Source organism: Ruegeria sp. B32 (assembly GCF_025141855.1).
Classification (GTDB): Bacteria; Pseudomonadota; Alphaproteobacteria; order Rhodobacterales; family Rhodobacteraceae; genus Ruegeria; species Ruegeria arenilitoris.
Window position 1 is genome coordinate 1,736,543 of record NZ_CP081106.1, and the last position, 20,786, is coordinate 1,757,328.

Annotated in this window: 18 protein-coding genes and 1 tRNA gene; 12 read left to right on the plus strand and 7 right to left on the minus strand. The window is 60.7% G+C overall.

Going from position 1 to position 20,786, the window contains the following annotated elements; all coding sequences use genetic code 11:
* Nucleotides 1-47: 47 nt before the first annotated feature.
* Nucleotides 48-1,592 (plus strand): trimethylamine methyltransferase family protein, encoded by a 1,545-nt coding sequence (locus tag K3752_RS08840; RefSeq protein ID WP_260063023.1) that lies wholly within the window; start codon nucleotides 48-50, stop codon nucleotides 1,590-1,592.
* Between the two features lie 51 nt (nucleotides 1,593-1,643).
* On the opposite strand, the gene K3752_RS08845 is transcribed toward K3752_RS08840, so the two are convergent.
* Both K3752_RS08845 and K3752_RS08850 read right to left on the minus strand, forming a co-directional pair.
* Nucleotides 1,644-1,889, minus strand: a complete 246-nt coding sequence (locus K3752_RS08845) for a hypothetical protein (protein ID WP_093962168.1) — start codon at nucleotides 1,887-1,889, stop codon at nucleotides 1,644-1,646.
* 540 nt (nucleotides 1,890-2,429) lie between these two features.
* Nucleotides 2,430-6,059, minus strand: coding sequence for a vitamin B12-dependent ribonucleotide reductase (locus K3752_RS08850; RefSeq protein ID WP_170528652.1), 3,630 nt, complete (start codon nucleotides 6,057-6,059; stop codon nucleotides 2,430-2,432).
* 522 nt (nucleotides 6,060-6,581) lie between these two features.
* Between K3752_RS08850 and K3752_RS08855 the strand changes: the two genes are divergently transcribed.
* A complete protein-coding gene (locus K3752_RS08855; RefSeq protein WP_093962170.1) occupies nucleotides 6,582-7,022 on the plus strand; it encodes a hypothetical protein in 441 nt (146 codons plus the stop codon).
* A 6-nt stretch (nucleotides 7,023-7,028) separates the two neighbouring features.
* On the opposite strand, the gene K3752_RS08860 is transcribed toward K3752_RS08855, so the two are convergent.
* The 4 genes from K3752_RS08860 to pdxH form a co-directional block, all read right to left on the minus strand.
* A tRNA-Pro gene (locus tag K3752_RS08860) sits at nucleotides 7,029-7,105 on the minus strand.
* 43 nt (nucleotides 7,106-7,148) lie between these two features.
* Nucleotides 7,149-7,610 carry a DUF192 domain-containing protein gene (locus K3752_RS08865; RefSeq protein ID WP_170363393.1) on the minus strand — a complete coding sequence of 154 codons (462 nt, stop codon included), beginning with the start codon at nucleotides 7,608-7,610 and terminating at the stop codon, nucleotides 7,149-7,151.
* 12 nt (nucleotides 7,611-7,622) lie between these two features.
* A complete protein-coding gene (locus K3752_RS08870) occupies nucleotides 7,623-8,150 on the minus strand; it encodes a cold-shock protein (RefSeq protein ID WP_093962172.1) in 528 nt (175 codons plus the stop codon).
* A gap of 121 nt (nucleotides 8,151-8,271) precedes the next feature.
* Entirely contained in the window at nucleotides 8,272-8,877 is a 606-nt protein-coding gene (pdxH, locus tag K3752_RS08875) for a pyridoxamine 5'-phosphate oxidase (protein WP_170338455.1), read from the minus strand.
* Between the two features lie 135 nt (nucleotides 8,878-9,012).
* Between pdxH and fabI the strand changes: the two genes are divergently transcribed.
* The 5 genes from fabI (at nucleotide 9,013) to trpE (ending at nucleotide 14,995) form a co-directional block, all read left to right on the plus strand.
* Entirely contained in the window at nucleotides 9,013-9,819 is an 807-nt protein-coding gene (gene fabI / locus K3752_RS08880) for an enoyl-ACP reductase FabI (protein WP_170370522.1), read from the plus strand.
* Between the two features lie 4 nt (nucleotides 9,820-9,823).
* Nucleotides 9,824-10,333, plus strand: coding sequence for a xanthine phosphoribosyltransferase (gene gpt, locus K3752_RS08885; RefSeq protein WP_170338452.1), 510 nt, complete (start codon nucleotides 9,824-9,826; stop codon nucleotides 10,331-10,333).
* A gap of 40 nt (nucleotides 10,334-10,373) precedes the next feature.
* On the plus strand, nucleotides 10,374-11,549 hold the full coding sequence (locus tag K3752_RS08890; RefSeq protein WP_260063025.1) for an aminotransferase: 1,176 nt from the start codon (nucleotides 10,374-10,376) through the stop codon (nucleotides 11,547-11,549).
* 81 nt (nucleotides 11,550-11,630) lie between these two features.
* Complete coding sequence (locus K3752_RS08895) at nucleotides 11,631-13,472, plus strand: peptidyl-prolyl cis-trans isomerase (RefSeq protein ID WP_260063026.1); 1,842 nt, start codon at nucleotides 11,631-11,633, stop codon at nucleotides 13,470-13,472.
* An 11-nt stretch (nucleotides 13,473-13,483) separates the two neighbouring features.
* The gene (gene trpE / locus K3752_RS08900) at nucleotides 13,484-14,995 is read left to right on the plus strand and encodes an anthranilate synthase component I (RefSeq protein WP_170338978.1); all 1,512 of its coding nucleotides are present in this window, start codon (nucleotides 13,484-13,486) and stop codon (nucleotides 14,993-14,995) included.
* A 46-nt stretch (nucleotides 14,996-15,041) separates the two neighbouring features.
* On the opposite strand, the gene K3752_RS08905 is transcribed toward trpE, so the two are convergent.
* Nucleotides 15,042-16,505, minus strand: a complete 1,464-nt coding sequence (locus tag K3752_RS08905; RefSeq protein ID WP_260063028.1) for a divergent polysaccharide deacetylase family protein — start codon at nucleotides 16,503-16,505, stop codon at nucleotides 15,042-15,044.
* Between the two features lie 196 nt (nucleotides 16,506-16,701).
* On the opposite strand from K3752_RS08905, the gene K3752_RS08910 reads away from it, so the two are divergent.
* From K3752_RS08910 to glp, 5 genes are read left to right on the plus strand one after another with little or no spacing between them, the layout of a single operon-like run.
* Nucleotides 16,702-17,283, plus strand: coding sequence for an aminodeoxychorismate/anthranilate synthase component II (locus K3752_RS08910; protein ID WP_260063030.1), 582 nt, complete (start codon nucleotides 16,702-16,704; stop codon nucleotides 17,281-17,283).
* Entirely contained in the window at nucleotides 17,280-18,299 is a 1,020-nt protein-coding gene (gene trpD, locus K3752_RS08915) for an anthranilate phosphoribosyltransferase (RefSeq protein WP_260063031.1), read from the plus strand. The genes K3752_RS08910 and trpD overlap by 4 nt, the downstream gene beginning before the upstream one ends.
* Entirely contained in the window at nucleotides 18,296-19,108 is an 813-nt protein-coding gene (gene trpC, locus K3752_RS08920) for an indole-3-glycerol phosphate synthase TrpC (RefSeq protein ID WP_260063032.1), read from the plus strand. The genes trpD and trpC overlap by 4 nt, the downstream gene beginning before the upstream one ends.
* Entirely contained in the window at nucleotides 19,108-19,581 is a 474-nt protein-coding gene (moaC, locus tag K3752_RS08925) for a cyclic pyranopterin monophosphate synthase MoaC (protein WP_170338969.1), read from the plus strand. Before trpC ends, moaC begins: the two co-directional genes overlap by 1 nt.
* Entirely contained in the window at nucleotides 19,578-20,750 is a 1,173-nt protein-coding gene (glp, locus tag K3752_RS08930; protein WP_260063033.1) for a gephyrin-like molybdotransferase Glp, read from the plus strand. Before moaC ends, glp begins: the two co-directional genes overlap by 4 nt.
* Nucleotides 20,751-20,786 lie beyond the last annotated feature (36 nt).

The window sequence follows — 20,786 nt, forward strand, 5'->3', positions numbered from 1 at the left end:
TTGAAGCTTCCCCCCTTTGACCTGACTTTCAATTTGGAATCCTCACCATGAACAACCAATCCCGCTCAACGTCCCGCAGTGGCGGCCGTGCCGCCCGTCGGGCCGCCCGTGCCGCGGCCCTGCCCGAACATCTGCGCCCCGTCCGCCCGGGGCTTGAGGGCGGCACCTACAAACCGCTCAGCCAGCAGGACATGGAGCGTATTCACTCAGCCGCGCTCGATGCGCTCGAAACCATCGGTCTGGCCGACGCACCACCCAGCGGGATCGATTACCTGGTCAATGCCGGCTGTACGCTGGGCGATGACGGACGCATCCGTTTTCCCCGTGCGCTGGTCGAGGACACGATCGCCCGCGCCAACCGCTCGGTCACGTTGTACAGCCGCGACGGCAAAACCGATCTCGAACTGTCCGGGGGACGTGTTCATTATGGAACCGCCGGAGCAGCCGTCAGCATGGTCGACGCCCAGGGACGCAATTACCGCGACTCGACAGTGCAGGACTTGCACGATGCCGCGCGGATTTGCGAACAACTGGACAATATCCATTTCGTGCAGCGCCCCATGGTCTGCCGCGACATCACCGACAACCGCGAAATGGATCTGAATACGATTTATGCTTGTTGTTCTGGAACTTACAAGCATATCGGAACATCCTTCACAGACCCCAGCTATGTAGCTCCGGCCATGGAAATGCTGCATATGATCGCTGGCGGCGAGGACAAATGGCGTGAGCGGCCCTTCGTCTCGAACTCGAACTGCTTTGTCGTGCCACCGATGAAATTCGCGACCGAGAGCTGCCAGGTGATGGAAGAATGTATCAAGGCGGGGATGCCCGTCCTGTTGCTATCCGCTGGGATGGCGGGCGCCACGGCCCCGTCAACGGTGGCTGGTGCGATTGTCCAGGCTACGGCGGAATGCTTGGCCGGTCTGGTTTATGTAAACGCCGTAAGCCCAGGCGCTCCGGCGGTTTTTGGCACTTGGCCCTTTGGCCTTGATCTCAGGACCGGTGCGATGAGCGTCGGGTCTGGCGAGCAGGCCCTGTTGACGGCAGGCTGCGCCCAGATGCACAAATTCTATGACCTGCCCGGCGGCGCTGCAGCAGGTGCTTCGGACTCCAAACTGCCCGACATGCAAGCCGGATGGGAGCAGATGTGTTCCAACGTCATGGCCGGGCTGTCCGGCCTGAACATGGTCTACGAAGCAGCGGGCATGCACGCTTCGCTGCTGGGTTTCTGCTTTGAAAGCCTGATCCTTGGTGACGATCTGATCGGTCAAGCCCTGCGATGCGTTCGTGGGATCGAGGTCACGGACGACACGCTGGCGCTGGACCAGATCGTGTCGGTCTGTCTCGGTGGCCCGGGTCACTACCTGGGTACCGACGCAACACTCAGCCGTATGCAGGCTGACTATGTCTATCCGGCGCTTGGCGACCGGACCTCGCCCAAGGAATGGGCCGAGCTGGGCAAGCCGGACCTGGTCGAAAAGGCCACCGCACGCAAAGAAGAGATCCTTGGCGCTCCGTCTCCGGCGCGTTTCGATCCGGCGCTGGATGCGGGACTCAGAAGCAGGTTCAACATTCACTTGCCTGCATAACCAATTGAAAAGCAGCCCAGATCGCTCTGGGCTGCCTCGTACTTCAAGCTGTTAACCGTTGCTGGGCGGCAGCAGACCGGCTTCTTGCGCGGCTGCGATTTCGGCCTCATCCAGAGCGCCGTCACCATTCGCGTCCAAAAGCGAGAACGCATCGGCATCCATGTCGGGCACAACGGCCTGAACCTCTTCGATGGTCAGAACGCCGTCGCCATTTGCGTCAGCCGAGCTCTGCGCGAATGCAAGCGCAGGGAACCCGAGGGCAACTGCGGCCAGAACGGCCAGTTTCTGAGAGTTCATTGTCAGTCTCCTGATAGGGGGTTTGTGGTAGTCTGTCCGGACAGGCACACAAAACACCTGCTCAGCCGCACTGTCATCGGCCGCAAAGATTTTCCCGCAATTCGCGCCAATCCCTGCCCGTTTGGGCCATTTGGAGTCGCAAGCTTTCGCTGTGCCAAGCCGCCTGCTGGCGCATCGGCACATCTTCCCTCATCCGTACCCCTATTCCCGGCAATCTGTCGCTCAGCCCGACCGAGTCGAAAAAAGAAAGGGGGCCGAAGCCCCCTGTCAGTTTTGCTGTCCAGGCTCAATTCGTTGACCGCCCGGTGTTTTTTTGCCTGCGGCCTGGACTGCACATGGGACGAGCGCACCCGCCCCGTGAGAGAGTGGGAAGGACCGATATTCCGCCCCACCCTGTTCCCGGCCAGCACGGGCATGCCGGCCGAGTGGACCAGGGCAACCTAGGGTAAGTCTCAGGTTTTGCCCTGCTCCGAATTCGTCGGGACCGGAAGTCCGGGGGGAAATCCAGGTCCCTACACCCCGCCTGGCGGGGCGTTTGCCTTAGCTACACCCGCTGGTTGCCCCGCAGGTGTTGCATTTCATGCAGGTGCCGTTGCGCACCAGCGTGTAGTTTCCGCATTCGCCACAAGGATCACCCTCGTATCCCTGCATCTTGGCCTTTGTCCGGGCATCCATCCCCGTCGCCGTTTCGGTGACAACGGTGGTTTCGCTCTTGGTTTCAAAGGTCACAGCCGCTTCGGACAGTCCGGTCGCTTCGCCGGCGGCGCCGTTGAACATCATCAGGTCCTGCGGCAAACGCTTGCGCAAATAACCGGTCGAACTGATCTGTTTCAGCACCTCCAAGGATTTCGAAGCCGCGCTGTCGCTGATCTCCGAGACGTTCGATACACCCTCTTCCTCGCCACGACCCAGGTCGTCGAATGTTGCGCCCTCGGGCTTCACATGCGCCAGGTCGGTGCGATCCAGGTACGACACGGCCAGTTCGCGGAAGATGTAGTCGAGGATCGACGTCGCGTTTTTGATCGAGTCGTTGCCTTGAACCATCCCGGCGGGTTCGAACTTGGTGAAGGTGAAGGCGTCGACAAACTCTTCCAGCGGCACGCCATATTGCAGACCGACCGAGACGGCGATGGCGAAGTTGTTCATCATCGCACGGAAGCCAGCGCCTTCCTTGTGCATGTCGATGAAGATCTCGCCCAGTTGCCCATCTTCGAATTCGCCGGTGCGCAGATAGACCTTGTGCCCGCCCACGATCGCCTTTTGGGTATACCCCTTGCGACGATGCGGCAGTTTTTCGCGGTGACTGCGGATGATCTCTTTGACCACCACCTTTTCGACGACCTTCTCGGCCAGAGTCACTGCCTTTTCCTGGATCGAGCCGCTTTCGAGGATTTCAGCCGCTTCGTCGTCATCCTCGACCAACGCCGCCGCCAGCGGCTGGCTGAGCTTGGACCCGTCGCGATACAGCGCGTTGGCCTTGACGCCCAGGCTCCAGGACAGCTCGTAGGCCTTCTGGCAATCTTCGATCGTGGCGTCATTGGGCATGTTGATCGTCTTGCTGATCGCGCCCGAGATGAAGCTTTGCGCCGCAGCCATCATGGTGATGTGGCTGTCAACACCCAGGAACCGCTTGCCCTTCTTGCCGCAGGGGTTGGCGCAGTCGAAGATCGAGTAGTGCTCGGGCTTCAGATGCGGGGCCCCTTCCAGGGTCATGGTGCCGCAGACATGGTCGTTGGCTGCATCGATATCCGCCTTGCTGAAGCCCAGATGGCGCAGCATGTCAAAGGTCGGATCGTTCAGCTTGCTAGCCGGGATGCCCAGAACACCGGTACAGAAATCCTCGCCCAGCGTCCACTGGTTGAAGACAAACCGGATGTCGAACGCGCTTTCCAGCGCGGCATCGATCTTGGCCAGTTCATTCGGGCCGAACCCGTGACCGGTCAGCGAGGTGTGGTTGATCCCCGGCGCGTTGCCCAAGGTGCCGTGACCCACCGCGTAGGACACGATCTCTTCGATCTGGGCCGAGGAATAGCCCAGCTTTTCCAGCGCCGACGGCACCGAGCGGTTGATGATCTTGAAGTAGCCGCCCCCGGCCAGTTTCTTGAACTTCACCAGCGCAAAGTCGGGCTCGATCCCGGTGGTGTCGCAGTCCATCACCAGACCGATCGTGCCGGTCGGCGCAATCACCGTGGCCTGCGCGTTGCGATAGCCGTTCTTCTCGCCCAAGCTCAACGCTTCGTCCCAGGCACTCATGGCCAGATCGACAAGGCGTTTGTCCGGACAGTTGGCGTGATCCAGCGGCACCGGCTTGACCGACAGCTTCTCATAGCCCTCGGTCACACCCTGCGCAGCGCGACGGTGGTTACGGATGACCCGCAGCATATGCTCGGCGTTGCGCTTGTAGCCGGCGAACGGCCCCAGCTCTCCGGCGATCTCGGCCGAGGTGGCATAGGCAACGCCGGTCATGATCGCGGTCAGTGCGCCACAGATCGCACGACCCTCGTCCGAGTCGTAGCCGTAGCCCATGTTCATCAGCAGTCCGCCGATATTGGCATAACCCAGACCCAGCGTACGGAAGTCATAAGACAGCTGCGCGATCTCTTTCGACGGGAACTGCGCCATTGTTACCGAGATTTCCAGCGTCAGCGTCCACAGACGGGCCGCGTGCATGTAGTCGGCCGCCTGGAACTCGCCATCCTTCAGGAAAGTCAACAGGTTCATCGAAGCCAGGTTGCAGGCCGTGTCATCCAGGAACATGTACTCTGAGCACGGGTTCGAGCCACGAATCTCGCCGTCTTCAGGGCAAGTGTGCCATTCATTGACCGTGTCGTGGAATTGAATGCCCGGATCGGCGCAGGCCCAGGCCGCGTGGCCGACTTTTTCCCACAGATCGCGTGCTTTGACCGTGCGGGCAACCTTGCCGTCGGTACGGTTGATCAGCTCCCAATCGGCATCTTTCTCGACCGCCTTCAGGAAGGCATTGGTCACACGGATCGAGTTGTTCGAGTTCTGCCCCGAGACCGAGCTGTAGGCCTCGGAGTCCCAGTCGGTGTCATAGGTCGGGAACTCGATGCTGTCGTGGCCCTGCTTGGCGTAGTCCAGCACGCGCTTGATGTAAGTCTCGGGGATCGCGACCTTTTTCGCCTCGCGGATCGCCGTCTTCAAGGCGTCATTCTTCTTGGGATCATAGGCATCCGCTTGCGCGCCGTCCCAGGCGCGGATGGCCTCGAAAATGCCGTTCAGCATCTTCTCGTGCATCTTCGATCCGGCAACGATCGAGGCCACCTTCTGCTCTTCGATCACCTTCCATTCGATGAATTGCTCGATGTCAGGGTGATCTGCATCGACGATCACCATCTTTGCTGCTCGACGGGTTGTCCCGCCTGATTTGATCGCGCCAGCGGCGCGGTCGCCGATCTTGAGAAAGCCCATGAGGCCCGAGGACTTGCCGCCACCCGACAGCGCTTCGCCTTCCGCGCGCAGATGGCTGAAGTTGGTCCCGGTACCCGAGCCGTATTTGAACAGGCGCGCCTCGCGCACCCACAGATCCATGATGCCGCCTTCGTTCACCAGGTCATCGTCGACCGACTGGATGAAGCACGCATGCGGCTGCGGATGTTCATAGGCCGATTTCGACTTGGTCAGTTTGCCGGTCTTGTAGTCCACATAGTGGTGACCTTGGGCCGGGCCGTCGATCCCATAGGCCCAGTGCAGACCGGTGTTGAACCATTGCGGGCTGTTCGGCGCGGCACGCTGTGTCGCCAGCATATAGCGCATCTCGTCGAAATAGGCGCGCGCGTCCTCCTCGGTCGAGAAGTAACCGCCCTTCCAGCCCCAATAGGCCCAGGCACCCGCGAGGCGGTCAAACACCTGCTTCGAAGACGTTTCGCCGCCAAATTCGGCATCGTCGGCCGGAACCGAGCGCCACAGAAACTCGGGCACGTCCTTCTCACGGACTTTTTTCAGTTTGCTGGGAACGCCGGCCTTGCGGAAATACTTCTGAGCGATCACGTCGCTGGCGACCTGGCTCCACCGAGAGGGGACCTCGATGTTATCAAGGCGGAACACGATCGTTCCATCCGGATTGCGGATCTCGGACGTGACGGACACGAAGTCCAATTCTGCGTATGCGTCCTGCCCTGCCTTGGTAAATGTTCTTTCAATCTTCATGTCCGCCGCCCTAGATCAATCAGCCCAAATTCGGTTGTCCGGCACCAATTCCGTTTTCTGGCGGGGTGCCGCCCGCCTTGACCGCCGATCAGGGACGCAGAGGACCGGGCGCTGCCTTTGGCAGCGCAAACCCGTTTGCACGGTTGCACGTCAGTTTGGAGTGCTTTCCGACCCTCGCCCTATGCCAATTCCGGCTATTCCTACCAGATTTAGTGGCAACTCACTCGGCCCATACAATCTGGCGTATCTACCCATAGTTGGTCAACGGCATTTTTTGGCTTCTAACCAAAACTTTTCTGTTGACCGCAAAACCGCAGGATGGGCCAAGGCACAACGCGCCGATTCCTCCACAACGCTGTCCACAAAACCGTGCAGATCGGTCAAATCGGATTTTCTTTTTTCCCGGCCCGGTTACGAGAAAATGGTCACCTGCCCGCCCGTGCCCCATACTGTGAGGAGAATCACCAATCTTCGTGGCAGCGCAACGCGACGCATCACGACACACAAATGACGGAGTGCGCCGTGAAAACCTCGATTATCCGTTTGTTTCCGGTCCTTACCTTGCTGGCCGCTTGTGCGACGCCCGAGCCGGAACAATCTTCACGCAGCGCTCAGTTCGCCGAATACCCCGATCAGTTATTCAGCACGTTCGAGATCAGCTGCGAAGGTCCGGAGGAACGGTTCACACGCCCCGAGCGCAGCAGTTTCGAGTGCCGTTCCTCTCTGCCTCCGGAAACCACCGCGTTCTTGATCCTCAACTATGACGGTTACCCGCAGGACTTGCCCAAAGGGGTGCGCCGCATGTCTTCGACCCGCAATCAGGCCGGTTACCGGGTCGATGCCGAGTTGTTTTTCCTGGTCCCCCAGAAGGACGGAGCGACGATCAAGGTTCCCGTCGAAAGCTCGGTTCTGGATGATGAATTGACACGGCTCTACCGGTATTTCGGTGGAACTCCGTTGTAAGGAAAGTGGTCGGGGCGGCGAGATTCGAACTCACGACCCCCTGTACCCAAAACAGGTGCGCTACCAGACTGCGCCACGCCCCGGACCGTGCGCCTTCCTAACGGCGTCATTCGGATTTGAAAAGCCCTAACAGGGCCAGATTGCAGGGCCTTGCGAAAAAATTTCGTGCCGCATGACCGTACCTGGTGCGATCGAGTAACGGGCGGCAAGCCCCGCATTCACCTCAAGAACCGCAAAGACCGAATCGCCGCCCTCGATTGGGGTCAGATCCCCCGGTACGGCATCGGAATGAACACGGGTCACCAAACCTGTGCGATCCAGAAAGATCATGTCCAACGGGATCAAGGTGTTCTTCATCCAGAATGCGACCGGCTGGGGCGGATCGAACACGAACAGCATCCCTTCGCCCTGAGGCATGCTTTCGCGGAACATCAAACCCTTTGCCCGCTCCTGCGGGGAAACTGCCAATTCGACCAGAAACCGGACCTGTGCCTTGTCATTGCGAAGGTCCACCCGGTCAGACCGGCATTCAGCAAAGGCGCCTTGTGACAGAAAAATACTCAGAAGAAGACCGGCCAGAATCCGCATCACGCGCAGCGCTCAGTCATTGAGCGCGGATTCCCACGCAAGCACTTGTGCGGCCATGCGGCCCCGCTTGCCGTCGATGACCCGCATCGCCAGCGCCTCGCCCGGTTGGAGATCCGCCAACCCGGACCGGCGCAGAACTTCGATATGCAGAAACACGTCCTCGCTGCGACCAAAGACATTGGCAAAGCCGAAACCCTTGCTCTTGTCGAACCACTTGACCCGCGCGGCCTCGAGCGGCGCATGTGCGATCTCATTGGGATCCATTTCGGCGAAATCCGCCAGCATCACCGAGTCGGCCCGCTCGGGCGGATCAATGCTCACGACCTCAACCGCTTGAACGCCACGATCGGTGCGGTGAGTCATGATCTCAATGCCCGCGCCATCCGCGACCGAGCTTTGCCCGAAGTTCCTCAGAACGTTCACGTGCAGCAGGATATCAGGACCGCCATCGTCGGACACGACAAAGCCATACCCCTTTGCAGGGTCAAACCATTTTACGTGTCCACGAACGCGGTACATGCTGTTCAGGTCTTCTGGCACGGTGTTCCCATCACGAGATTCAAAGGGTCGTTAGGGGTCTGATGTGTATGGAAACGTCGGGCAAATTCAAGCTGAAAAAATTCAGACATTTCCGGGTGTTGCATTTCACGATACGCGAACGTCATGGATTCAACCTCTGTACGTTCCACTTTTGCTCGGACGGGTCGCGCCGCCAGCGGAACCTGTCGTGCAGCCGAAAGGCACCATCCGCCCAAAACTCGATTTCAACCGGCGTCAGCCTGTAGCCACCCCAGAATTCGGGCCTCGGCGGGTTGGATCCCAGCTTTGCCGTCACCTTTGCAACTTCGGCCATCAAAGCAGCCCGGCTGCTCAGAGGTTCCGACTGTCGCGATGCCCAGGCACCCAGCCGGCTTTTCAGCGAGCGTGACGCATAATATTCGTCGGCCAAGGGACCGTCTTCTTTGGTGATTGTACCACGAACCCGGATCTGACGCCGCAGTGATTTCCAGTGCATCACAAAGGCGGCTTTGCCGGCCGCATCCAGCTCTTGGGCCTTGGCACTGTGATAGTTGGTATAGAAAACGAAGGAGTCCGCCTCGATATCTTTCAGCAACACCATTCGTGCGTTCGGCATACCATCGGGGTCCACGGTCGCCAGGGCAATCGCGTTCGGATCGTTCGGTTCCGTCTTTTCGGCCTCGGCCAACCAACGGGCCGCGATCACGAACGGATCGTCACCGGCAAAGATGCCGTTTCGCTCACTCATGTCCATCCCCTGGAACGAATTGAACATGACCCTACGGCGAGAACCCGCCCCGGGCAAGAGTGCATGGCCTTGATGCAGCGCAATCAATGGCATAAACCAACGCAACACATCGCGACGACAGGCGGAGAACCGAACATGTCAAATCAGTTGATGGCCGGCAAGCGCGGCCTCATCATGGGACTGGCCAATGACAAATCAATCGCATGGGGAATCGCCCGCGCCTTGTCCGAAGCCGGAGCCGAACTGGCTTTCTCTTATCAGGGGGATGCACTGAAAAAACGGGTCGACCCGTTGGCGGCCCAACTGGGGAGCGAGATCGTCCTGCCCTGTGACGTCAGCGACGAAGAGTCGATCGACGAGCTGTTCGCGGCACTGAAAGAGAAGTGGGGCAAGCTGGATTTCGTCGTCCACGCCATTGGTTTCTCCGACAAGAACGAACTTCGCGGCCGCTATGTCGATACGTCGCGCGCGAATTTCAAGCTGACGATGGATGTGTCGGTCTACTCCTTCACCGCCGTGATGCAACGCGCCGAGAAGCTGATGACCGACGGCGGCAGCGCCATCACCCTAACCTATTATGGTGCTGAGCAGGTCATGCCGCATTACAATGTCATGGGTGTTGCCAAGGCCGCGCTCGAGGCGTCGGTGAAATACCTGGCCGAGGACCTGGGCAAGGACAATATCCGCATCAACGCGATCTCGGCCGGGCCGATCAAGACCCTCGCCGCCAGCGGCATCGGCGACTTCCGCTACATCATGAAGTGGAACGAGTACAACTCGCCCCTGCGCCGCAACGTGACCATCGATGACGTGGGTAAATCGGCCCTTTATCTTCTGTCGGATCTCAGCAGCGGCGTGACCGGTGAAAACCTGCACGTTGACTCGGGTTATCACATCGTCGGCATGAAAGCCGTCGACGCGCCGGATGTGGAAAAGGGATAAGACCATGAGCGCAAAGGACCGCCTGCCCCACGAAAAAGGCTTTCATATCAGCTGGGACCAGATTCACCGTGACTCCCGCGCGCTGGCTTGGCGGCTGGACGGTCAGGGCCCCGATGACGGTGCTTGGCGCGCCGTCGTCGCGATCACACGCGGCGGCATGGCACCGGCGATGATCGTCAGCCGAGAGCTGGACATCCGCACCGTAGATACGATCAGCGTCAAATCCTATCACCATCAGGAACGTGGCGAGGCAGAGGTGCTCAAGGCCCCCGATGCCGATCTGATGGGGGATGGTGAGGGCGTGCTGATCATCGATGATCTGGTCGACAGCGGCAAGACGCTGGAACTGGTGCGCAAGATGTACCCCAAGGCCCATTTCGCCACGGTCTATGCCAAGCCCAAGGGCCGCCCGATGGTCGATACCTTCATCACCGAGGTCAGCCAAGACACCTGGATCTTCTTCCCTTGGGATATGGCCCTGCAATATGTCGAGCCCTATCGCGGCACCGACTGATCCCACTTATCCACCACAAATCAGTAAGACCGGACACCCGATGACATTGACCCGCACCGCCGCCACCTTCGCCCCTCCGGTGATGGAGGCGCGGCGTTGGCTCGAAGGGGTCACGTTCTCGGATGACCGCCCGCTGATCAACGTCAGCCAGGCGGCGCCGGTCGATCCGCCGCCGCTGGCGCTGCGGCAGGCGATGGCCGATTTCGCGATCAATCAGGACGCCGCACATCTCTACGGCCCGGTATTGGGCAACCCCGATCTGCGCGCGGAGCTCGCGCGTGAGATCGGCGATCACTACGCTGCCGAGGTTCGGCCGGAGCAGACAGCCATCACCTCGGGCTGCAATCAGGCCTTTGCCTCGGTCATCTCGGCGATCACGGATCAAGAGGATGAGGTCATCCTGCCAACGCCTTGGTATTTCAACCATAAAATGTGGTTGGACATGGCCGGTGTCAAAACGGTTGATCTGCCGACCGGGTCGGACCTGCTGCCCGATCCGGAACAGGCGCGCGCGCTGATCACCAAGCGCACGCGCGCGATCGCGTTGGTCACACCCAACAACCCGGGTGGCGTCGAATACCCGGCGGATCTGGTCCGTGCCTTCTATGACCTGGCGCAACAGCATGGCCTGCGCCTGCTGGTCGATGAAACCTATCGTGATTTCGACAGCCGCAGCGGCCCGCCACACGCGCTGTTCCAGCAGCCCGACTGGGACCGGACGCTGGTGCATCTCTATTCCTTCTCGAAGGCCTACCGCCTGACCGGCCACCGCGTGGGCGCGATCGCCACAGGTGCGCCGCTGCTGTCCGAGGTCGAGAAATTCCTCGACACCGTCGCCATCTGCCCCGGCCAGATGGGCCAGTTCGCGGCGCTGTGGGGGATGCAGAACCTGTCTCAATGGCTGGCCGGGGAACGCGCCGAGATTCTGGATCGCCGCGCCGCAATCACCGAGAACATGCCCCGCCTGACCGACAAGGGTTGGCGGCTGCTGGGTCTGGGGGCTTATTTCGCCTATCTCGAACATCCGTTCGACATGCCGTCGGACGAACTGGCGCGCAGATTGGTCTCCGAGGCCGGTATTCTGCTGTTGCCGGGCACCATGTTCATGCCCGACCACGACCCCGCCGGGAAACGTCAGGTGCGCATTGCTTTCGCCAATCTGGACCGTGCTGGAATCGGGTTATTGTTCGACCGCTTGAAGGCCCTGTCCTTCTGAGCTTGCCCCCCGGCATCCCGCGTCGTATTCAGGGCCGCAACAGTCACGGCAGAACCCTGCCGCAAGATCCAAGAGGGCACTATGGCCGCAGGCATTAACAAACTCTCCAAAACCTTCGTCTGGATTCTCATGGGCATGCTGATGCTGGGTCTTGCCGGTTTTGGCGCCGTCAACCTCAGCGGAACGGTTCGCACAGTCGCCCAGGTCGGGGATGAGGACGTTTCGGTCGATGCCTATGTCCGCGAGCTGCAGCGCGAAATCCGCGCAGTCGAGGCGCAGACCGGTCAACCGATGCAGATGTCACAGGCCCGCGAGTTGGGGCTGGATCAGCGGGCCTTGGCGCGCCTGGTTTCGCTGGCAGCCCTGAACAACGAGGTCGCACAGCTGGGTGTTTCGATCGGTGATGCCAACCTGCAGAAGGAAATCGTCGGCATTCAGGCCTTTCAGGGCCCTGACGGATCTTTTGACCGCGAAGCCTACCGCTTCCAGCTGGAACAGATCGGCATGACCGAAACCGAGTTCGAGGAAGACCTGCGAAAGGAAACAGCACGGACAATTGTCCAAGGCGCGATGATGGGCGGAGTTGAAATGCCCGTGATCATGACCAAAGCCCTAGCCGACTATGTTCTCGCTCGCCGCAGCTTTACCGTCGCAACTCTATCGCCGGACGCTCTGACGACCCCGATTCCCGAGCCGACGGACGCCGAGATCCAAGCGTATTACGACGCGAATAATGATCGGTTCACCCTGCCGCGCACCAAAAAGATCACCTACGCCGTTCTGTCGCCGGAGATGCTGCAGGATACGGTCGAGATTGACGAAGACGCGCTCAAGCGACTGTATGAGCAGCGCAAGGACCAGTATCAGCAACCCGAACGTCGTCTGGTTGAGCGGCTGGTCTACCCCTCAGAAGATGAGGCGACTGCGGCGATGGCGCAGCTGGAAGTCGGCGGGGCGGATTTTGAGCAGCTGGTACGCGAGCGCGAACTTGAACTGAGCAGTGTCGATCTGGGTGATGTGACCCGCGAAGATTTGGGCGAGGCCGCGGATGCCGTTTTTGCCGCAGAGATTGATCAGGTCGTGGGTCCCCTGCCCTCGGTCTTTGGTCCGGCCCTGTTCCGGGTCAACGGATCGCTGGCCGAACAGAACGTGAGCTTTGAGGACGCCGAACCGGAACTGCGTGCAGAGCTGGCTGGTGAACGCGCCCGGCGCCTGATCGAAAGCCAGGCCGAAGACATCAACGACATGCTGGCCGGCGGCGCCACGCTGGAAGAATTGGCCAACGAAACCGAAATGGAGCTTGGCAAGATTGACTGGACCCGTCAAAGCGACGACGGCATCGCCGCGTATGACGGCTTCCGCCAGGCTGCACAGGCCGTCCGCGAAGATGACTTCCCTGAAATCGGATTCCTCGAGGATGGTTCGATCTTTGCCCTGCGACTGGATGAGGTTCTGCCGCCGCGCCCCGAGCCGCTGGAGTCCGCACGCGACCGCGTCGCCGCCGCATGGGTACAGGAACAGACAGCCAAGGCGCTTGAGGAACAGGCCAACGGCATCGTGACTCAATTGGCCGTCGACGGTGATTTCACGGCGACCGGGCTGCCATTCCGTGTCGAAAACGCGCTGACCCGCACCGCGTTTCTGGATAACGTTCCGGCCGATTTCATGACCCAGATCTTTGAGATGGAGCCCAATGAACTGCGCGTGATCGCCGGACCGGATGCGGCATTCATCGTGCGGCTGGACGAGGTTCTTCCGCCTGCGGAATCCGACGAACAGCGCCTGATGCAAGAGGCCGCTGCCGCTCAGCTGAACCAGGCACTGGCCCAAAACATCTTCGACATCTATGTGCGCGACGCTCAGACACGCGCGCGGCCGACCCTGGACCAACGCGCGCTGAACGCGGTTCAGGCCAACTTCTGACCGGAACGAAAATGGCTCTGACACCCGATTTCGACAGCTTTGCCCGCGCCTATGAGGCCGGACAGAACCAAGTCGTTTATACCCGTCTGGCCGCGGATCTGGACACGCCGGTTTCGCTGATGCTCAAGCTGACGGGCGCTCAGAAGGACGCCTTCGTCCTTGAATCGGTGACCGGAGGCGAAGTTCGCGGGCGGTATTCGATCATCGGGATGAAGCCGGATCTGATCTGGCGCTGTCGGGGCGAAACTTCGGAATTGAACCGTTCGGCGCGGTTTGATGCGGATGCGTTCGACGCGCAAGATGGCAACCCGATGGACAACCTGCGTGCGCTGCTCGCCGAAAGCCGCATCGACTTGCCCGATGACCTGCCCCAGGCAGCCGCCGGCCTGTTCGGTTATCTGGGATACGACATGGTGCGCCTTGTCGAACACCTGCCGGATGTGAACCCCGATCCTTTGGGGCTGCCGGATGCGATACTGCTGCGTCCGTCGGTGGTTGCGGTCCTGGACGGCGTGAAAGGCGAAGTCACCATTGTGTCTCCGGCCTGGGCCAGCGACGGGCAGTCAGCCAAGGCCGCCTACGCACAGGCGGCCGAGCGTGTGATGGACGCGGTGCGCGACCTGGAACGCGCAATGCCCTCGGAGTCTCGAGATCTGGGCGAAGCACACGAGATCGCGCCGCCGGTATCCAACTTCACCAAGTCGGGCTACATGGAAGCCGTGGAAAAGGCCAAGGAGTACATCCGGGCTGGTGACATCTTCCAGGTGGTTCCGGCACAACGCTGGACACAAGATTTTCCGCTGCCGCCCTTTGCGCTGTATCGTTCCTTGCGCCGCACGAATCCGTCGCCGTTCATGTTCTATTTCAACTTCGGTGGCTTCCAGGTGATCGGCGCCAGCCCCGAGATACTCGTGCGCGTGTTCGGCAACGAAGTGACCATCCGGCCGATCGCCGGAACACGTCCTCGCGGTGCCACCCCCGAAGAGGACAAGGCGAACGAGCTGGATTTGCTGGCCGACAAAAAGGAACTGGCCGAGCACCTCATGCTGCTGGACCTGGGCCGCAACGACACAGGACGCGTGTCCAAAATCGGCACCGTCCGCCCGACCGAGGAATTCATCATTGAGCGCTACAGCCACGTGATGCACATCGTGTCGAACGTTGTGGGCGAGTTGGCCGACGACAAGGATGCCCTGGACGCCTTCTTTGCCGGGATGCCTGCGGGCACGGTGTCAGGCGCACCGAAGGTCCGGGCGATGCAGATCATCGACGAGTTGGAACCCGAAAAGCGCGGTGTCTACGGCGGCGGTGTCGGCTATTTCAGCGCCGGTGGCGACATGGACATGTGCATCGCGCTGCGTACGGCCATCGTGAAGGACCAGAAACTGTATATCCAGGCCGGTGGTGGTGTCGTCTATGACAGCGACCCCGAGGCCGAATACATGGAAACCGTGCACAAATCGAATGCCATCAGGCGAGCTGCGGCGGATGCGGCGCGGTTCACCGGATCCGGGAATTCATAAAAAAAGGCGGCCAATCTGGCCGCCTTTTCTTCTTTTTCTTCACTGATTACTGGATCTGGCTTTTCATCACCGCCGAGATCGGGGCCAGGGCAACTCGGTTGCCGCGATCCTCAAGCCCCCAGAGCAACAACGCCGAAATTGTCTCGGGCCGCAATCGGCCCAACATCACAACTGCGCCTTCCTGCCCGGCACGAAATGCGGCCTGGTCCAGGAACCGGCGCATGACCGTTGGATCCTGACGCGCACCGTCGATGTCGCGGAACACCACACTGGATGGAATGCCGTTCCGCGCGGCCAGCTTTTGGACGGTGTTCAACCCGTTGTCCTGCACGACCAGCCCACGGCCAGTTCCTGCCGCGATGGCAGCCACTTGATCGGCCAACTTGCGGTTGCCCTGTATCCCGGTGTTCACGCCCTCAAGCAGGCCAACGGTTTCAGGCAAGGTTTCGAGCCAGACCGCCAGCGAAACTTCGGCATCCTGCGCGCTGGCCGCCTTTGGCAGGTCGGTCAAGGCCAGAACTTCGAACCCAGCCTCGCGATAGCGCTTCATCTTCTCCGCCGCTTGCGGATCCGAAGGGCTGACCGCAAAGCTTAGGGGATACGGAAAATCCTTCAGCGCCTCAGCCCCGAACGCACCTTCGTCATCGATCAGGATGATCGACATCAGAGGTTTGGCATCCGGGTTGTCAAAGGCGGCGGAATAAGCATCGATCGGCTTACCGGGCATGCCCTCACCCTCTGCCGGCTGATCGGCTGGGGCATCATCGCGTTCGGTCAGCGGGATCACGCGTTTGCCGGCAATCGAAGATGAGGCCGTTGCCTGTTCGCCGCCGATCTGGGGCAAGGCCGCGATCCGGGCCCGTTTGCGGGGCTGCGTGTCTTCGTCCCCCTCGACCGCGATCGGGCTGTCGCCGGTTCCAGTCGGTTGATCCGGCTCAGGTGTCGACGGCAGCGCGGCTGTTTCCGGCTCGGGGGTCGCTTCAGGTTCCGCATTTGCCGTGGTCTCTGGTTCGGCGGTCTCTGGCTCGCCGGCCGTGACCTCTTGCACCGGGGGCTGTGGTGCGGCCGGCGGTGTCGCGTCCACGGTAACGGGCTGGACCTCCTCGTCCGGACTGGACGGAACCGGTCCAGGCGCCGGGGGTGCGGCTGGCGCGTCGGTCGTCACATCGACCGAAGCGGCGTCTCCCGCACCCGGGTCGTTCAAGCCTGCCACGGTGTCACCGACCTGCGGACGATCATCCGGCTCGGCCTGAATGCCATCCAGTCCAGTGGACCCATCCGCCGTATCGTCCAGTGCCTCAAGCGCTCGTGGTGCGATTTCGACAAGATCGGAATCCGGACCAGCGCCCTGCACTTCCGTATCCGCCTTGGGCAGATCGGCTTCCGCCGCCGCTGGCGCCGCTGTCTGAATATCCGGTTTGCTGCCAAGTGGCGTGTTCAGGGAAAGCACTGCGCCCAGAACCAACACAACGACCGCGCCGGCGATCAGTCCACCGATAAATCCGCCCATCTGTTCTTGCCTCTCGTCTTTCATCCTGCCTCGGCAGCCCGTGCACCGTCTTTGCGGCACTCACCCGTCCGGTCGCCTTGTTGGGGTTGTCCCCTTGACGCTGCCGCACAAGCCTGAGCATGTATGTCCCAACACTATACCGTGGCGCGGGGCTGTATCGCCAGTCCGAATTGCCCAAACACAAGACAAGTGCCAAATGCTGCTGCTGATCGACAACTACGACTCGTTTACCTACAACCTTGTCCACTATTTGGGCGAATTGGGCGCGGAAATGGTCGTGCGCCGCAATGATGCGCTGGATGTGCAGGAAGCGATGGCCATGAACCCCGCCGGCATCTTGCTGAGCCCCGGCCCTTGTGATCCGGACCAGGCCGGGATCTGCCTCGCGCTGACCGAGGCAGCTGCGGAAACGCGCACGCCTTTGATGGGTGTATGTCTGGGTCACCAGACCATTGGTCAGGCCTTTGGCGGCAAGGTCGTGCGGTGCCACGAAATCGTGCACGGCAAAGTGGGAACCATGCATCACACTGGCAAAGGCCTGTTCGCCGGCCTGCCGTCACCGTTTGAAGCGACCCGCTACCACTCACTGGTCGTCGATCGGGATACCCTGCCCGATTGCCTCGAAATCACGGCAGAGTTGGAAGACGGCACCATCATGGGCCTGCAACACAAAGAGCTGCCGATCCACGGTGTTCAATTCCACCCGGAATCGATCGCCTCGGAACACGGCCACGCTCTGCTGAAGAATTTCCTGAACGAAATGAAAGTCCCCGCATGAGTGACGCGCTGAAACCGCTGATCGGAGCTGCGGCCGATCGCGCCCTGACCCGTGCCGAAGCCGAACAGGCCTTTGAGATCCTGTTTGAGGGTCGCGCCACGCCCAGCCAGATCGGCGGTCTGTTGATGGCCATGCGGACGCGCGGCGAAACGGTCGAGGAATATGCCGCCGCAGCCGCCGTGATGCGCGCGAAATGCAACGCGGTCAAAGCACCAGCGGGCGCGATCGACATCGTGGGGACCGGCGGTGACGGGAAAGGCACGCTCAATATCTCGACCGCGACGGCCTTTGTCGTGGCTGGCGCGGGTGTTACCGTGGCCAAGCACGGCAACCGGAATCTCAGCTCGAAATCCGGGGCCGCCGATGCATTGGGACAGATGGGAATCAACGTGATGGTCGGGTCGCAAGTCGTTGAAAAGGCTTTGCAGACCGTCGGCATCGGGTTCATGATGGCGCCTATGCATCACCCGGCCATCGCCCATGTCATGCCCACCCGGCAAGAGCTTGGCACCCGAACCATCTTCAACATCCTTGGCCCCCTGACCAACCCCGCCGGAGTCAAGAGACAGCTGACCGGAGCCTTCAGCCGTGACCTGATCCGACCGATGGTCGAGACTCTTGGCTTGCTTGGGGCCGAGCACGCCTGGCTGGTACATGGCTCGGACGGGACCGACGAGTTGACGATTACTGGCATCAGTTGGGTCGCGTCGCTTGAGGACGGGCGCGTGAAAGAGGTCGAACTGCATCCCGAAGATGCGGGCCTGCCGGTTCATCCGTTTGAAGATATTCTGGGCGGGACACCCGAGGAAAACGCCGTCGCGTTCCGCGCATTGCTGGATGGCGCGCCGTCGGCCTATCGGGATGCGGTCCTGCTGAACGCGGCTGCGGCCCTTGTGGTCGCCGAAGCTGCACCGGACCTGAAGCAAGGCGTCGAAATGGCCGCCGAAAGCATCGACAGCGGCAAGGCGAAAGACAAGATTGCTGCTCTGGCACAACTCACACAGGAAGCCGCATGACCGAAACCGTTCTGGACAAGATCAAGGCCTACAAGCTGGAAGAAGTCGCCGCCGACAAAGCCCAAGTTCCCCTGGACGAGGTCGAGCAACAAGCCCGCGAAGCGTCTGAAACGCGCGGCTTTGTGGATGCTCTGCGCACGGCAAGTCGCCGCGGTTATGGCCTGATCGCCGAAGTCAAGAAGGCAAGCCCGTCCAAGGGTTTGATCCGTGAGGATTTCGATCCGCCCGCGCTGGCAAAAGCCTATGAAGAAGGTGGCGCCGCCTGCCTTTCGGTTTTGACCGACACACCCAGCTTTCAGGGCGCCAAGGAGTTCCTGACCGCCGCCCGGGCTGCATGCTCGCTTCCGGCACTGCGCAAGGACTTCATGTATGATCCCTATCAAGTGGTCGAAGCGCGGGCACTGGGTGCCGACTGTATCCTGATCATCATGGCATCGGTCGACGATCAGCAAGCCGCCGAACTGGAACAGACTGCGTTTGACTGGGACATGGATGTCCTGATCGAGGTACATGACGAGGCCGAACTTGAGCGCGCGGCCGATCTCAAAAGCCCTCTCATCGGGATAAACAACCGCAATCTCAAGACATTCGAGACCTCACTTGATACCACTCGTCGCTTGTCCAAGCTGGTTCCCGCTGACCGCATGATCGTGTGCGAAAGCGGGCTGAACACCCCGGAAGACCTTGCGGATATCGCCCGCTATGGTGCCCGGTGTTTCCTGATCGGAGAAAGCCTCATGCGGCAGCAGGACGTCGCCGCCGCGACCCGTCACATCCTGTCGAACCCGCTGGTGCCGGGGGTCATGTGATGCCCCTGACGCATTTTGACAGCGACGGCCAGGCCCATATGGTCGATGTATCGGACAAGGACACGACAAACCGCGTCGCCGTTGCCGCGGGTTACGTGAAAATGGCGCAACAAACCTTTGAAATTATTTCCGAAGGCCGCGCGAAGAAGGGCGATGTTCTGGGGGTTGCCCGGTTGGCCGGGATCATGGGGGCAAAGAAGACACCGGACCTGATTCCGCTGTGCCATCCCTTGCCTGTCACCAAGGTGTCGGTTGACCTGACATTGGACCCGGACCTGCCGGGCGTGCAGATCGAAGCGACGGTCAAGACCACTGGACAGACTGGCGTCGAGATGGAGGCCCTGACAGCCGTGTCTACCGCAGCACTGACCGTCTATGACATGGCCAAAGCCGTTGACAAGGCAATGGAAATCGGCGGCATCCGCGTTCTGCTGAAAGATGGCGGCAAATCAGGTCGTTACGAGGCGAAATGATAACGGTTGAAGAAGCCCGACAGCTGCTGTTCGGCCTGGTAGCCACCATGCCCGAAGAGCAGATTGCGCTTGCTGACGCGGCCGGTCGAGTGCTGATGCGGGATGTAAAAGCCGAGCGTGACCAACCCCCGTTTGCCGCCTCTTCAATGGATGGATATGCGCTGAAGTCAGCCGAAGTGGAACGTCACGCGATGTTCAAGGTCATCGGTGAGGCCGCCGCTGGCCAGCGTTTCACCGGCAAGGTTGGCCCGGGCCAGGCGGTTCGAATCTTCACCGGGGCTCCGGTCCCCGACGGGGCAGATTTCGTCGTCATCCAGGAAGATACCGACCTGCGCGGCGATCTGTTGACGATCACGGAAGATCCCGGCCAAAAAACCAACACCCGACCGGCAGGCGTGGACTTCACCATCGGCGATGTAGTTAGTGCGCCGCGAGTCCTCTCGCCCGAAGATCTTGCATTGCTGGCGGCGATGAATGTTCCAACCGTCTCCGTGGCCACCAAACCTCAGATCGCGCTGATCGCCACGGGAAACGAGCTGGTCATGCCGGGCGAAACTCCGGGACCTGACCAGATCATTGCCTCGAACTCGTTTGGCATCAAAGCGTTGCTCGAGAAAGCCGGCGCACATGTTCGCATGTTGCCAGTGGCACAGGACACCCTGTCATCGCTGGAAACCGCGTTTGGCTTGGCCGAAGGCTCCGATCTGGTCGTGACAATTGGCGGAGCGTCGGTGGGTGACTACGACCTTGTGGCCGAAGCATCGCATCGGCTGGGGCTCGAGCAATCCTTCTACAAGGTCCTGATGCGCCCCGGCAAGCCGCTGATGGCCGGGCGGCTGGGTGATGCGGCGATGATCGGGTTGCCCGGCAACCCAGTCAGCGCGATGGTTTGCGGATATCTCTTCCTGGTCCCCTTGGTCAAAAAGATGCTGGGCATCCAGACTGTTGACCCGATTCTCCATCAGGCCATCTTGTCGGATGCCCTTCCACCAAACGGCCCGCGCGAGCATTACATGCGCGCTCGATTGGAAAGCGATGGAATACGCGCGTTCGAGGATCAGGACAGTTCGCTGCTCAGCGTTCTGGCGTGGTCGAACGCCTTGCTGATGCGCCCTCCAAACGATCCCGCGCGTGCTGCGGGGGAAACGGTGTCCTACCTGCCGATTTAGGTTCAGCCGGCAAATCCATTGACACAAAACGTGAAC

Coding starts and splice junctions, on each gene's coding strand:
- K3752_RS08840 (WP_260063023.1), top strand. CDS start 48: ATGAACAACCAATCCCGCTCAACGTCCCGCAGTGGCGGCCGTGCCGCC.
- K3752_RS08845 (WP_093962168.1), bottom strand. CDS start 1,889: ATGAACTCTCAGAAACTGGCCGTTCTGGCCGCAGTTGCCCTCGGGTTC.
- K3752_RS08850 (WP_170528652.1), bottom strand. CDS start 6,059: ATGAAGATTGAAAGAACATTTACCAAGGCAGGGCAGGACGCATACGCA.
- K3752_RS08865 (WP_170363393.1), bottom strand. CDS start 7,610: ATGCGGATTCTGGCCGGTCTTCTTCTGAGTATTTTTCTGTCACAAGGC.
- pdxH (WP_170338455.1), bottom strand. CDS start 8,877: ATGAGTGAGCGAAACGGCATCTTTGCCGGTGACGATCCGTTCGTGATC.
- fabI (WP_170370522.1), top strand. CDS start 9,013: ATGTCAAATCAGTTGATGGCCGGCAAGCGCGGCCTCATCATGGGACTG.
- gpt (WP_170338452.1), top strand. CDS start 9,824: ATGAGCGCAAAGGACCGCCTGCCCCACGAAAAAGGCTTTCATATCAGC.
- K3752_RS08890 (WP_260063025.1), top strand. CDS start 10,374: ATGACATTGACCCGCACCGCCGCCACCTTCGCCCCTCCGGTGATGGAG.
- K3752_RS08895 (WP_260063026.1), top strand. CDS start 11,631: ATGGCCGCAGGCATTAACAAACTCTCCAAAACCTTCGTCTGGATTCTC.
- trpE (WP_170338978.1), top strand. CDS start 13,484: ATGGCTCTGACACCCGATTTCGACAGCTTTGCCCGCGCCTATGAGGCC.
- K3752_RS08905 (WP_260063028.1), bottom strand. CDS start 16,505: ATGGGCGGATTTATCGGTGGACTGATCGCCGGCGCGGTCGTTGTGTTG.
- K3752_RS08910 (WP_260063030.1), top strand. CDS start 16,702: ATGCTGCTGCTGATCGACAACTACGACTCGTTTACCTACAACCTTGTC.
- trpD (WP_260063031.1), top strand. CDS start 17,280: ATGAGTGACGCGCTGAAACCGCTGATCGGAGCTGCGGCCGATCGCGCC.
- trpC (WP_260063032.1), top strand. CDS start 18,296: ATGACCGAAACCGTTCTGGACAAGATCAAGGCCTACAAGCTGGAAGAA.
- moaC (WP_170338969.1), top strand. CDS start 19,108: ATGCCCCTGACGCATTTTGACAGCGACGGCCAGGCCCATATGGTCGAT.
- glp (WP_260063033.1), top strand. CDS start 19,578: ATGATAACGGTTGAAGAAGCCCGACAGCTGCTGTTCGGCCTGGTAGCC.